Source organism: Arthrobacter sp. KKT183 (genome assembly GCF_055657625.1).
The window spans coordinates 914,800-928,253 of record NZ_CM145770.1 but is presented as its reverse complement, the minus strand read 5'-3'; the positions used below and the strand labels follow the sequence as shown (position 1 = coordinate 928,253).

Below are 13,454 nucleotides of genomic sequence, written 5' to 3'. Positions count from 1 at the left end.
GATGTACCAGCTGGACAACCCGTTGCGTCCCTACACCTGGGGATCCACCACGGCCATTGCGGAACTGCTCGGTCGCACACCATCCGGCGGCCCTGAGGCCGAGCTGTGGATCGGCGCCCACCCTGACTCGCCCTCCACAGTGCTGGGACATGGGGACACTGGTACCTCGCTGGACGCCCTGATCGATTCCGACCCTGACCGCACCCTCGGCGCTCCGACGCGTGAGGCGTTCGGTGACCGGCTGCCGTTCCTGATGAAGGTGCTCGCTGCGGCGGCGCCGCTCTCGCTGCAGGTCCACCCCAGTCCGGAGCAGGCGCAGGAGGGGTTCGACCGGGAGAACGCCGCATCGGTCCCGCAGGACGCTCCGCACCGGAACTACCGCGACGCGTTCTCCAAGCCCGAGCTGATCTTCGCGCTCACCGACTTCGATGCGCTGTGCGGATTCCGTGCGCCGACCGAAGCGGCACGGATCTTCACGGGTCTCGTGGACCTGCTCGAGAAGCAGCAGGGCTCGGCGCCTGCCATCCTGAGCGCCGTCGTCGCCGACCTCGGCATTCCGGATGAGGCGGCAGCTCTGCGCGAAGCCTTCACCCGGCTGCTGACCGGCGGTGCGGAGACACGGACGGCCGTTGAGCGGGTGGTCGAGGCGTTGGACAAGGGACTTCCCGACTCCGCGGACCCGTTTGTGGCTGCAGCGGCCGCAACCGTCCTGCAGCTCAACGGACACCACGAGAGCGATCCGGGCGTGTTGGTTGCACTCCTCCTCAACAGGGTTACCCTGCAGCCCGGACAGGCGCTCTACCTACCGGCGGGAAACGTGCACGCCTACCTGGAAGGCCTCGGTATTGAAGTGATGGCGTCCTCGGACAACGTCCTGCGCGGCGGATTGACCACCAAACACGTTGATACCGGCGAGCTGCTGAAGACCGTCGAGTTTGCGCCGCTCGCGCTGCCACTGCTTGACCCGGAATCCACCCCGCTGGGACAGGAGCTGTACTGCCCACCGTTTGACGAGTTCCAGCTACAGCGCCTTGAACTTCCCGTTTCCTTCGGGGATGACGCCGCATCAGCCGACATCCCGATCGCTCAGAACGGACCCACGGTGGTGCTGGTGGTGTCCGGAACGGTTGTGCTCGACTCCCCCAAGGGCGACCTCATCCTGCACCGCGGGCAGAGCGCCTTCATCCCTGCCAACGAGTCGCCGGTGATGGCACGCCTCGCGTCGGACAACACAGACACCACAGACGACGACGGCGACAGCACCGCCGTCGCCTTCGCCGTCACCGTGGGTGCCGCCGGAGATTCTAATCCTGGCGGGTTGGGGCCTGTCCGCGGCGGCCGCGAAGAGACTCAGCCTTAGCCCTGAGGGCCGGCAGGACTTTCGTCTTCAGTGCCGGCAGGGCCTTGATCCTCAGTGCGCCCACCGCGCCGCGTGATGCGGAGAGCCCCTTGCGCGCCAGCGGCATCGCCGTCGCGTAGACCGGGTAAAGCGGCGACAGCGGCTTGTCCCAGGTGCCCATGAGCAGGTTCTCGTGCTTGGCCCAGCCCATCTTGAACTTCGACACGCCGTCATTCAGGAGGCCATTGAAGTCGTAGCGTTCAACCCCGCGCGCCTTCATCTCCCGGATGGCAAGCCATTTGAGGGCGTAGTTCGCGCGCAGCCGCTCGCCCTCCTCCGTCATGCCGCCGTACAGCTCGAAGGCCGTGTGTTTGCTGGCCGACAGCCAGAGGAACGCAACCATGGTGGTGCCTTGGAAGGCTGCATATACGGGTGACGCCGACCCGAGGTTCTTGTGGATGTCGAGGTAGTAGCGGTCCTCGTGGATGCCGAAACCGGCACGCTCCGCCGTTTCCCTGTAGACCTTGAGGCAGTCGGCGATCTCCCCCGGCGTTACCTCACGGAATTCGAGGCCTTCCCGCGCGGACTTGCGGATGTACTGGCGGTGCTTCTTCGACATCTCGGCCAGCAGTTCATCCTCGCTGAGCAACAAGTCGAGGATGAGCGTACGCGGGATAAGGATGGTGTTCTCGGTGGCACGGAAGCCGGCAGCGCGAACTGCTCCCGCGAAATCCGAGTCCGCGTCCCAGTCCGGCTCAATGCTGAGCACGGTCCCGGCATAGGCGTCCCGCGCGTAATTGCCGAGCGCCTCGAGGACTTCCTGTGCGTCCCCTGCCCTGCACACCGGACCACGCGGAATGTAGACGAGCGCGCGGAACGGCAGGGGCAGCCGTCGGATCAGGATCTGGGCGCACGCAATGGTCTCGCCGTCCCTGTTCAGCAGAAGCCGATCGGTCCGCCAACCGTGGTCGGCCTTCGTCTGCCCCCACCCCCACAGCTGCTGCGGGTGACCATTCAGGCGGTTGACCGCTGCGTCCCATTCGGGCGCGTTCCAACACGGAGCAATGACGAGGTTCATGGTGCTAAGCCTACTGGCCGAGGGACCTGCGCCGAGCGCCAGCGGGCGCTGGGGGGCCGACTCGCGATAGCTTTCTCGTCTCGGGATAGCGCTTAGGCCATCGGATAGCGGTTAACCCCTCTCGTATGGCAAATCTGCTATCAGAAGACCAGCGGCGTCGCGTTCTGCGGCACGCCGGCCGCCCGGAGGCACCTCTCCAACGCAGCTGGGGAGACCGCAGCCTCCCAAAGCCAGCGCACTACGTGCCGACCTGTGCTGCGAATGCGGTCTTCCCGGATCTTCTCGTCGATGACCACCTGAGATGCGGTTCGGCCCTGGAGGTACTCGGGTTTGAGGTACTTGGTAAGGCCGTCGAACTCGCCGACGATACCGGAGGCCTTCCAGTAGAAGTCCACAGTTGCGGCATGGACATCGGAATCGTGAACCTCGTATTGCAGTTCAGGCGCCTCGAAACCGCGAGCCGCCATGTGAACCCTGCTCAGGGACTCACCGGGCAGCATGGCGAGTCCGTTGGCGAAATCGAGCACCCGCGTAGCTTTTCGCCGGGCACGAGCAGTGGGCAAGGATTCTATATAGGTTGCGATTTCGGGTTTGCCGACGGGGTTGGCACGGCGCTCGGCCGGAAGCCGCACCGCATTCAACGCCCTGTCCATCACTGCGACGGCCCAGGGAAGGTCATAACGCAAGGCCAGCTCGACCGCTGTCTGGATCTTTCCCGTCACAGTGAAACCGCCAATCTGAACGCAAGGACCGACCGCAGGCCTGACGATGCGGCGAACACCGTTGCCGGTCCGCCTGCCGGAGCCCTGCGGCACAAGGGTGTCCACCATGGTCGGCGTTTCAGGTAGCGGCAAGCCCCACAGGAACGCGGCCGATTCCTCGGCGAAGAGGGGCGCGTTGGTTGACGTCCGAAGCACCGCCTGAAGGGTCAACCGGTATTGCTGGTTGGCGTCCAGGGCCTTCCACTGGACGGCATCGACGTAGCAGCCCTGGCGGATGCGGACCAGGGTTCCGCGCCGCGCACCCCTGGCCAGCCGGCGCGGCCAGTCCTCGTCAAGGGAACGGTCTGCCGCACTCTGGATTGCTGGAAGGTTCACACCCCTTACCCTGCCGGGTGGGGCATGAGCTGCGCCACGGCAAAGGCGGCACATGTGGATAACCGGCAGCCAGCGGACAGGCCACGCGGCGATCATAGGCCAACGCCATCGTACTCCTCGATAGCGTTTGTGCCGTCGGATAGCAGACCGGCCAGGCGGTACAGGTTAACCGCTATCGCTTGGCCGAATCGCTATCGCGAGCGTGGCGCGACGACTGCGCGGCAACCCGGGAGGAAAAGCGCCACCCGGCACGCCGCAAGTGCTAGCTCAGGCGGGCGTAGCTCTCCCACTTGTGAGCCTGGTGCTCACCGTCAACCACACGGATGGTGCCCGACTTCGAGCGCATCACGATCGACTGGGTAAGCACCTTGCCGCCGGAGTAGCGGACGCCCCGCACCAGGTCGCCGTCGGTGATGCCGGTCGCTGCAAAGTAGCAGTTGTCGCTGGTGACCAGGTCATTGGTGGAGAGAACGCGCTCAAGGTCGTGGCCGGCGTCGAGCGCTTTCTGCTTCTCTTCATCGCTGGTGGGCCACAACCGGCCCTGGATCACACCGCCAAGGGACTTGATGGCACACGCAGCAACGATGCCCTCCGGCGTGCCGCCAATGCCCATGAGCGCGTCGATGTCAGTGCCTTCACGGGCAGCCGCGATGGCTCCAGCGACGTCGCCGTCCATCAGGAACCGGGTGCGGGCACCGGCGTCGCGGATCTCCTGGACCAGCGGACGGTGACGGTCGCGGTCGAGGATCATGACGTTGATCTGGTTGACCTTTTTGCCCTTGGCCTTGGCAATCAGGTGCAGGTTCTGTTTCACGGGCAGGCGAAGGTCAACCATGTCCGCAGCTTCGGGACCGGTGACCAGCTTCTCCATGTAGAAGACGGCCGAGGGATCAAACATGGTGCCGCGCTCAGCCACTGCCAGAACGGCGAGCGCATTGTTGATGCCCAGCGCCGTCAAGCGGGTGCCGTCGATCGGGTCCACCGCGACATCGCACTCCGGACCACTTCCGTCACCGACCCGCTCACCGTTGTAGAGCATCGGCGCTTCGTCCTTTTCGCCCTCACCAATAACCACAACGCCGTTGAAGTGGACGGTCGAGAGGAGCGAGCGCATGGCGTCAACGGCAGCGCCGTCAGCCTTGTTCTTGTCGCCGAAACCGACCCAGTGTCCGCCGGCAATGGCTGCGGCCTCGGTGACGCGCACCAGCTCAAGGGCGAGGTTGCGGTCCGGCTCGTCATCCCCCACGGCAAGAGCCGGGGAAAGGGTGGAATACTGCGCGTTCTTTGCGGTGTCGGACACGTTTACCTCATCGTTGAATTAGCGGTTCCTCTTCGGCAATCATAGTGCGGCTCTGCGCTGCGGCCATTTTCGTGACGGATGCAGCGTGAGGGACAATGGAGGAGTGAGCAATACCCAGGAAAACCAGCAGGAGGCACCGGCAACCCCGGTACTCACGGCCAAGCAGGCAAAGCGCGCCAACGCGTCATCCATCGGCATGTTCATCGCCACCGCCGTCACCCTTGCACTGGTGCTCTTCGTGGTCCTGCTCAACCCAACGCACACGGCCGAGACCTACACGCGGGACATCGACGTCGCTACCGTAGCCTCCCAGGCGGAAGACGCCGCCGGTTACGAGCCGGCCGCCGCTGTTCTCCCGGACGGTTGGACCTCCAACTACGCACGTTGGACGGGATCCGCATCCGACGGCGTCGCTTTCTGGGAAGTGGGCTACCTCACCCCCGACCGCGAGTTCATCCAGGTCACACAGACGAACAACTCCAACCCCACCTGGTTCTCCCAGCGCCTTGAGGACGCGCAGCCTTCGGGACAACGCGTGATCGACGGCGTCACCTGGGAGCTGCTGGACAGCACCTCCGGCGATGTGTTCCTCACTACCGAACAGGACGGCTTCACGCTCATCCTGAACGGGACCGCGGACCTGGCGCAGTTCGATGTTCTCGGCAGCGCAGTGCTTGAGGACCTGAGCTAGCCCTCAACGTGAAGTCACCAACCGGGTGCCGAAGTGCGATAGCAGTAGAGTGAGAGCCGTGACCAAGCAACTGACTCCCGCTGAAGCCTGGCAGAAACTGCGTGATGGGAATGCGCGGTTCATTTCCTCCTCGTCCTCCCACCCCAACCAGGACGCCTCCCGCCGCACGTCGCTGGTGAACACCCAGGATCCCTTTGCCGTCATCTTCGGCTGCTCGGATTCCCGCCTGGCTGCCGAGATCATTTTCGACGTCGGACTCGGTGACATTTTTGTGGTCCGGACGGCAGGACAGGTGATCGACGACGCCGTCCTCGGCTCGCTTGAATACGGTGTGGGCGTCCTCAATGTGCCGCTGATTGTTGTCCTTGGACATGACTCCTGCGGCGCTGTCACCGCAACGGCCAACGCCATTGACTCCGGCACCATGCCCGTAGGCTTCCTCCGCGACCTCGTTGAACGCATCACTCCCTCGGTGCTCACCTCACGGCGCAACGGAGATCACGAGATCAACGACGCCGTGGAAGAACATATCCGGCAAACCGCACAGCGCCTGGTTGACTCGTCGCGCGTCATCGCGAGCGCCGTCGAAAAGGGGTCTACCGCCGTCGTCGGTGTTACCTACCATCTGGATGAAGGCAAGGCCGACCTCGTGTCGGAACTGGGCGCCCTCTGATTTGTGGGGCTCAGCGCCACAGGCGAGAATTGGCGCATGACAATTGATTCCCAGGACAACGTCGATTACCGCATTGAACACGACACCATGGGCGAGGTTCGGGTTCCTGCCAACGCCCTCTACCGCGCGCAGACGCAGCGTGCCGTAGAGAACTTCCCGATCTCCGGCAAGACGCTGGAGCGGACGCACATCGAAGCCCTGGCACGGATCAAGAAGGCAGCAGCAACTGCCAATGCCGAGCTGGGTGTGCTCGATGACGAGCTCGCACGCGCCATCGAAGCCGCAGCGGACCAGGTTGCATCAGGAAAGTACGACGGCGACTTCCCCATCGATGTGTTCCAGACCGGATCCGGCACCTCGTCGAACATGAATACCAACGAGGTACTGGCCGAACTCGCAACCCGCGCGTTGAAGGACAGCGGAAGCGACAAGGTGGTGCACCCCAATGACCACGTGAACGCGTCACAGTCCTCCAACGACGTCTTCCCGACCTCCGTCCACGTCGCTGCAACCTCGGCGCTGATCAATGACCTGATCCCGGCGCTTGAGTACCTGGCGGAGTCGCTTGAGCGGAAGGCGGAGGAGTTCAAGGGCGTCGTGAAGTCGGGCCGCACCCACCTTATGGACGCCACGCCGGTCACGCTCGGACAGGAATTCGGAGGCTACGCCGCGCAGGTCCGCTACGGCGTCGAACGCATCAACGCTTCGCTCCCCCGGGTTGCCGAGGTGCCCCTGGGAGGCACCGCCGTCGGAACCGGCATCAATACCCCGGCCGGTTTCTCTGCCCGTGTGATCGAACTGCTCGCCCAGGACACCGGCTTGCCGCTCACCGAAGCGCGCAACCACTTCGAGGCGCAGGCCAACCGGGACGGGCTCGTGGAGGCGTCCGGTCAGCTGCGGAACATCGCGTACTCGTTCATGAAGATCAACAATGATTTGCGCTGGATGGGCTCGGGACCGAACACCGGGCTCGGCGAAATTGCCATCCCCGACCTGCAGCCGGGCTCCTCCATCATGCCGGGCAAGGTCAACCCGGTGATCTGCGAGGCAGCCATCATGGTCGCAGCCCAGGTCATCGGCAATGACACCACCATTGCGCTGTCCTCGACCAACGGTGCGTTTGAGCTCAACGTCGGCATTCCCGTGATGGCCGCCAACCTGCTCGAGTCCATCCGCCTGCTCGCCAACACCAGCCGGGTGATGGCGGACAAGATGATCGACGGGCTCACCGCCAATGAAGAACGTGCACGTTTCCTCGCGGAAGCATCGCCGTCGATCGTCACGCCGCTGAACAAGTACATCGGCTATGAGAACGCGGCGAAAATTGCCAAGAAGGCCGTGGCCGAGGGACTCACGGTCCGGGAGGCCGTCGTCGCGCTCGGGTATGTGGATCGCGGTGAACTGACGGAAGCACAGCTGGACGAAGCGCTCGACGTGCTGTCCATGACGCGCCCGCCGCAGTAAGCACGCGCGCCCCAAAGTACCCAGCATAAAAAAGCGAGGGTCCCTTATGGATGCAAATCCATAAGGGACCCTCGCTTTTCAGGTTCCCAAACACCCGTGAGGGGTTAGCGGGGCGGGCCCACCACCTTGAGGCGATCCCAACCCAGCAGCTCATCCCCTGAGGTGTGCACCACCAGACGGTTGTCTCCCGGCCGGGTGTTTTCCGGCGTCGTCACGGTGACTGCGCCGTCGTTGACCAGGTGCCAGCCAAGCGAAACCTCACCGAGGTAGACGTGCACCCATCCCTCCGCAGCCAGGTTTGAAAGCACAACCTCTGAAGCTCCACGGGGGAACTTTTGCTTCGCCAGGCCCAGGTCCAGCTGGTTTTCGTCGGTCAGCGAGTCCTTCACCGGAGCGTCCGGCGTGAAGGACGGCTTGACGAATTCACCGGGAGCCGGCTCCTCACCGGTGTACTCGATGCTCGGCGCCTTCGGCTGCTCCATACCCTCGCCCAGGAAGTACGAGGTGTGCGGAGGCTGGTTGTAGGCGGTGTTCTGCCAGGCAACCCCAAGGCGGTAGACCGGATCGGACTGCAGGGTGCGCAGCCGGTGGTCCGTGACGTTCACGGTGGTGGCGATGCGCAGGGCGGTCGAATCGTCGGTACGGGTGACGATCTCCTCGCGCCAGTCACCGAACAGGTCCGCCTGGAGAGCCGGCGTGCCCTTGGTGTCGTTGTTCGTCAACGTTCCCTCAGCACGGTAGAGCACGTCCTCGGAACTGGTTTCGACGTTCCACTTCGAGATGGTGGGCACGCCGGTCCGGGTTTCCTCGATCCAGTCGTGGTCGGTGATTTCCCGCAGGAGGTCTCCGTCCCACCAGGTGAGGAAGTTCGCTGCCGGAATCTGCTCGGCGATCAGTTCGCCGTCGCTTGCGCGCAGCTGACCCACCGGTGAGTTCCAGGCAGCGTCGCCGCCGACAGCCCAACCTTCAGCACCTGGGTGCCGCGGGTCGATGTCCGCCATGGCAGCTCGTCCGGTGTCCCGGGTTGCCGGGATGGACCAGATCACCTCACCGGTCGCGGCGTCTCGGAAGGTAGCACCATTGTTGCCGGACGCACCCATGTCCTCGTGTGCCGCGAAGACCTCAAGTCCCTCCCGCGCCGGATCGAAGTCCGAAACGTGGAGTGAATCGCCGTGGCCGAGGCCGGTGTTGTAGAGCGCCGTGCCGTCGTCGTCGATGGTCATGGACCCGAAGATGATCTCGTCCTTCTGGTCATTGTCGACGTCCGCCACCGAGAATTGGTGGTTGCCCTGACCCCTGTACTCGTCGCCCGACTCGTTCGAGTCGAAGGTCCAGCGTGGTGTCAGCGTGGCGCCATCGAAGTCATAGGCTGCTATCACCGTGCGCGTGTAGTAGCCGCGGCTGAAGACCAGGCTTGGCTTTTCGCCGTCCAGGTAGGCCACTCCGGCCAGGAAACGGTCAACGCGGTTACCGTAGCCGTCGCCCCACGCACCTACATCTCCACGTGCAGGGATGTAGTCCGCAGTGTCGATGGCCGCACCCGTTGCCCCGGAGAACACCGTCAGGAATTCGGGACCATCCAGCACATACCCGCCGGAGTTACGGTAGTCGGCACGGGCATCGCCAATGACTGCACCCGTGCCGTCGACCGTTCCGTCAGCAGTCTTCAGCGTGACTTCGGCTGTGCCGTCGCCGTCGAGGTCAAAGACCTGGAACTGCGTGTAGTGGGCGCCGGCACGGATGTTCTTGCCGAGGTCGATGCGCCAGAGGCGTGTGCCGTCCAGCTCATAGGCATCCACATAGACGTTGCCCGTGTAGCCGCCCTTCGAGTTGTCCTGGGAGTTGGTCGGATCCCACTTGAGCACGATCTCGTACTGGCCGTCACCGTCCAGGTCACCGATCGATGCGTCGTTGGCACGGTAGCTGTAGGGCTGGCCGTCCTTGGTGTAGGCATCGGCCGGCTTGTCCAGCGGAATGTCCAGGGTCTGGGAATCCCACACCGTGAAGTCCTCCGTGGCCCAGCGCTCGGTGCCGTTCACCACGGTGCTGATGCGGTAGGTCGCATCAGCAGCACCCTCGGCGTCGAGCAGGTTGGTGCTGGAGACGACCGGTTCGGTGGTGATCCGCTCACCGTCGCGGTAGACGTGGAATCCGATTTCCTCGGGATCCAGGCCGAGCATGCGCCACCCAACGTAGACCCCCTCTTCGGAAGCAACGGCTACCGGCGAACGGTCAAGGCGCTCTGCCTGCCGTACCAGCGTGGTCTTAGCCGGGGAGGTGACGGTCTCGGACTTTTCCGACACGCCGCCGGCATTGACGGCTGCCACTGCATAGACGTACTCAACAGTGGTCAGAACGTCGGTGTCCGTGTAGGTGGGCTTGTCAGCCCGACCGACAAGTTCAAGCTCACCAACAGAACCGTCTGCCAGCGGATCGGCACGGAACACCTGGTAGAAGAGAGCGCCTTCAGAGGGCTCCCAGTTGAGCGTGACGTCGTTCTTGTTCACGTCACCGAGCGCCAGTCCGGTGGGAACCGGCGCCTTTGCTACGTCCGGGTCCACCGTAGTGAGCTCGAGCGCGTTGGACGGAACCGACTCTGCTCCCGCAGCATCCAGCGCAACAACGGTGTAGGTGTACTCGAGGCCGATATCAGCGGTGGTGTCCACGAAGGACGTTCCATCGAGATCGCCGAGCGCTTCCGCTTCAGTAGCTCCAGCGGACTGGCGGTACACACGGTAGCCTGCGGCGTCGTCGTTCCCTGTCCAGCTGAGCGAGACGGCAACGTCGCTGCCATCGATCTGAACGTCGTCGGCCGCCAAGTCATTTGGCGCCAGCAGCAGCGGCGTGATTTCCAGACCGTTGAACCAGCCTCCGGCCTTGATGTTGATCTGGCCGTCCGTCACCAGTACGGGCTGCAGAATCCTGTCCGCAATGGTGCCGCGACCGGCGTTGGAGGAACCGTAGTCCTTGCCCTCCGACTGAATTGCCAACCGTCCGCTACCAAGCGGGTCACCGTAGTACGCCTTGAGCGCGTAGGAGCCGTTGGGAACATCGATGACGAGCTCGTGCTTGGCGGCATCCGGCAGCAGGAAGTCCCGCTGGAGCGCGGTGGGTACGGGATCGAACCCGGTACCGCGATCGCGACCGCTGAGACCCTCAGTAGACAGGAAGCCGTAGCCGATTTCCGGTGTGTAGAGGCTCGTATTGTCCAGCGCGGTATAGCCATCCATGACGGGATTGCCGGCGAGCTGCAGATCGAACTTGTACAGCGGTGCCTTGGTGGTGATGCGGACAGCGTCCGACGGCGGCGAGTCACCTCTCCCGTTCACTGCGGCAACACGGAGGTCGTAAGACACCCCTTCCTCAAGGCCCGTTACGTTGGCAAGCGGGACTGTGGAGGTGGTGACCAGAGCGTACGCATCATCTCCGGCGTCGGCCTTTTTCGCAAAGACCTTGTAGATGTCAGCGCCCTCGACCGCATCCCAGGTGAGCTGTGCACCGGCGTTCGAGATGCTGCCGGCAACCAGCCCCGCCGGGGCTGCAGGAACTTCGGCGGGCGGCTCCGCCGCTTCCACCTCGGCGGCGAGCGGGATGTCCAGCTTGGCGACGTCGGACGCAACCAGCCGGGCCATCTGGATGGCCCCGTACTCCTGGAAGTGCGTGTCATCAGTGGTCCCGTTCGGCCGGCCCGGGTAGACACCGGCCGGAACGTGCAGGAACACCGACTTCGCCGCTTCCGGACCGATCTCGGTCAAGTAGGCCCGGCTCGAGGCGGAGAGGTCAACCAGCGGGGTTCCGGTGTCCGCCGCGATACGCGTTGCTGCGTCCACGTACTCGGGGAAGGACACGTTGGCCTCGCCCGTCTCGGTGTTGTAGGAACGGCGGGAGACCGGCGTCACGATGACCGGCGTTGCACCGCGCTGGGTGGCTCCGTCCACGAAAGTACGCAGGTACTCGTAGTAGTCGCCCGGAGCGGCCCAGCGGTCATCCACGCCGTAGCTGTTGTCGTTATGGCCAAACTGGACGAAGAGGTAGTCGCCCGGCTTGATGTTGAGCAGCACCTCGTCGAGGCGGCCCTGGCTGATGAAGTTCTTGGAGCTGCGCCCGCCGATGGCCTTGTTCTCGACCGTCACCTCATCCGAGAGGAAGCGGTCGATCATCTGGCCCCAACCGGCCTGTGGCGCGTAACCGGAGGTGTAGGTCTGGACGGTGGAGTCGCCGGTGATCCAGGCGGTCGGCTGCGGGCCGGCCTCCAGTGGAGTCTGCTGGGTCAACACCAGCGAATTCAGGTTCGCTGCGGTCCCTGCGAACTCGAGGTTCAGCTGGCCATCCACCACTGCGATGTCGAAGGCCATTTCGAGGTACTCGCCGGCCGCCTTCGCGGTCGGCTGCACCTTGGCCATCTGCTCGGCCGTGATCGCGATATCCGTTGCGCCCTCGGCGTCACCGGCAATCAGGTTGGCCGTGTAGTTGCCGTTCGGCAGGTCAACCACAAGTTCGGTGTCGCCGACGGTGACGAAGTCGGAGCGCGTGGCGTCCTCCGTACCGCGGTCGGTGGCGGAAACCTGGGACACGTCTACGAAGCCTGCGCGGTTCTCTGCGGTGTAGGCCGTCTTTTCATCGATCCGGACGGCGCCCGGCGCGGTTTCTCCGTTACCCAGATCGAGCGACAGCACGCCATTCTCAGGAAGCGCGGGCGCGTCAGTGCTCAGACTGGAGGCAGCCGCGGCCGACGACGGCGAGAGACCGTCAGCGCCGCGCGCCTGCACCTTGTAGTAGCGGACCTTCGTCGTGTCGACGGGGTCGGTCAGGTAGACAGTCCGCTCACCGGTTTCCGCAACCTTCGTGTAGGGACCGTCCACTGCGTCAGCCCGGGAGACAACGTAGGCCGTGGCTCCGCTGACTTCATTCCAGCGCAGGGTCACGGCCTCGGAGGTTACATGGGACATTCGCACGGACTGCGGCGCGGCCAGGGTGGAGACCGGCTCTTCGGGTTCGGGTTCCGGCTCAGGCTCCGGTGTTGCTTCAACCTCCGTGATGACGACGCCGTTGACGTAGGCGCCGGCTCCTTCGCCGGTGAAATCCATGGTGAGCTGACCATCTTCAACGGTGGTCTGCCACGTTTGCTCAGCTACGGAGCGGCGCGCCTGGATGGTTCCGGCTGCCGTGCCCTCGAGCGCGACAGTTGTATTGGTGGTGCCGCCGTTGACGAGCTGATCGCCTGAGATGACCCGAACACTGTAGGAGCCGTTCGGGACATCGGCGACGAAGCCCCAGGCGGTTGCGAGCACAAAGTCATTCGCGACCGGGTCCGGGACAGCTGGGGTCCGAAGCCGTGAGATGGGGCTGACTCCGTTGACCGGCACGATCCCATAGCCGGCTTCCGCCGAGTACTGGTTGGTCTCGTCAATACCGGTCCAGCCGTCCGCCACCGGGCTTTCGCTGGTACCGAAGTCGAAGGAACGGGTCAGCGGCTCCTCGGCCGCCAGCGCCGGCGTCGTCGCCGTACAGAGGCCGACGATCGCGGCCCCTGCTATCAGGGCGCGCGCTGAATGCGGACGCGAATTTTCGAGGGTCATGGCATCACACCTTTTAGTTCGACAGTGAAATATCGGTGGTTCTCGGGCCACCCGAGAGGTGCCCGGCGCACTACAAAGGCACGGGCAATGAAACGATTCACGGAGACCAACGAAAATCAGCCTAGCCGTGAGAGCGGTCACATTCAAGCAGTCAGGCAAAATTCAGGAAAGCGTTTCCCCAATGTGACGCTTCGACAGTGGCGATACCTTTCCTGCCACCCGATAGCCCTCCC

Annotated in this window: 8 protein-coding genes; 4 read left to right on the top strand and 4 right to left on the bottom strand. The window is 64.1% G+C overall.

What is annotated here, in order from left to right:
- Position 1: 1 nt before the first annotated feature.
- Positions 2-1,360: a mannose-6-phosphate isomerase, class I gene (gene manA, locus ACZ2GY_RS04560; protein ID WP_471673125.1), complete on the top strand. Its 1,359-nt coding sequence runs from the start codon at positions 2-4 to the stop codon at positions 1,358-1,360.
- On the opposite strand, the gene ACZ2GY_RS04555 is transcribed toward manA, so the two are convergent.
- From ACZ2GY_RS04555 to glpX, 3 genes are all read right to left on the bottom strand, one after another.
- Positions 1,305-2,417, bottom strand: coding sequence for a lipid II:glycine glycyltransferase FemX (locus ACZ2GY_RS04555; protein ID WP_471673124.1), 1,113 nt, complete (start codon positions 2,415-2,417; stop codon positions 1,305-1,307). The two genes, manA and ACZ2GY_RS04555, sit on opposite strands and share 56 nt — an antisense overlap.
- Before the next feature lie 140 nt (positions 2,418-2,557).
- Complete coding sequence (locus ACZ2GY_RS04550) at positions 2,558-3,514, bottom strand: hypothetical protein (RefSeq protein WP_471673123.1); 957 nt, start codon at positions 3,512-3,514, stop codon at positions 2,558-2,560.
- 262 nt (positions 3,515-3,776) lie between these two features.
- Complete coding sequence (gene glpX / locus ACZ2GY_RS04545; protein ID WP_056548853.1) at positions 3,777-4,814, bottom strand: class II fructose-bisphosphatase; 1,038 nt, start codon at positions 4,812-4,814, stop codon at positions 3,777-3,779.
- Between the two features lie 85 nt (positions 4,815-4,899).
- Between glpX and ACZ2GY_RS04540 the strand changes: the two genes are divergently transcribed.
- Genes ACZ2GY_RS04540 through ACZ2GY_RS04530 form a run of 3 tightly spaced genes read left to right on the top strand, consistent with a single transcriptional unit; the run spans position 4,900 to position 7,642 of the window.
- The gene (locus ACZ2GY_RS04540) at positions 4,900-5,505 is read left to right on the top strand and encodes a DUF4245 domain-containing protein (RefSeq protein WP_471673122.1); all 606 of its coding nucleotides are present in this window, start codon (positions 4,900-4,902) and stop codon (positions 5,503-5,505) included.
- A gap of 58 nt (positions 5,506-5,563) precedes the next feature.
- Positions 5,564-6,178, top strand: a complete 615-nt coding sequence (locus ACZ2GY_RS04535) for a carbonic anhydrase (protein ID WP_056548856.1) — start codon at positions 5,564-5,566, stop codon at positions 6,176-6,178.
- Between the two features lie 36 nt (positions 6,179-6,214).
- Positions 6,215-7,642 (top strand): class II fumarate hydratase, encoded by a 1,428-nt coding sequence (locus ACZ2GY_RS04530; protein ID WP_346028458.1) that lies wholly within the window; start codon positions 6,215-6,217, stop codon positions 7,640-7,642.
- Positions 7,643-7,746: 104 nt separating this feature from the next.
- Here the strand turns inward: ACZ2GY_RS04530 and ACZ2GY_RS04525 are convergent, their stop codons facing one another.
- Entirely contained in the window at positions 7,747-13,221 is a 5,475-nt protein-coding gene (locus tag ACZ2GY_RS04525; protein ID WP_471673121.1) for a rhamnogalacturonan lyase family protein, read from the bottom strand.
- Between the last annotated feature and the right edge of the window lie 233 nt (positions 13,222-13,454).

Coding starts and splice junctions, on each gene's coding strand:
- manA (WP_471673125.1), top strand. CDS start 2: ATGTACCAGCTGGACAACCCGTTGCGTCCCTACACCTGGGGATCCACC.
- ACZ2GY_RS04555 (WP_471673124.1), bottom strand. CDS start 2,417: ATGAACCTCGTCATTGCTCCGTGTTGGAACGCGCCCGAATGGGACGCA.
- ACZ2GY_RS04530 (WP_346028458.1), top strand. CDS start 6,215: ATGACAATTGATTCCCAGGACAACGTCGATTACCGCATTGAACACGAC.
- ACZ2GY_RS04525 (WP_471673121.1), bottom strand. CDS start 13,221: ATGACCCTCGAAAATTCGCGTCCGCATTCAGCGCGCGCCCTGATAGCA.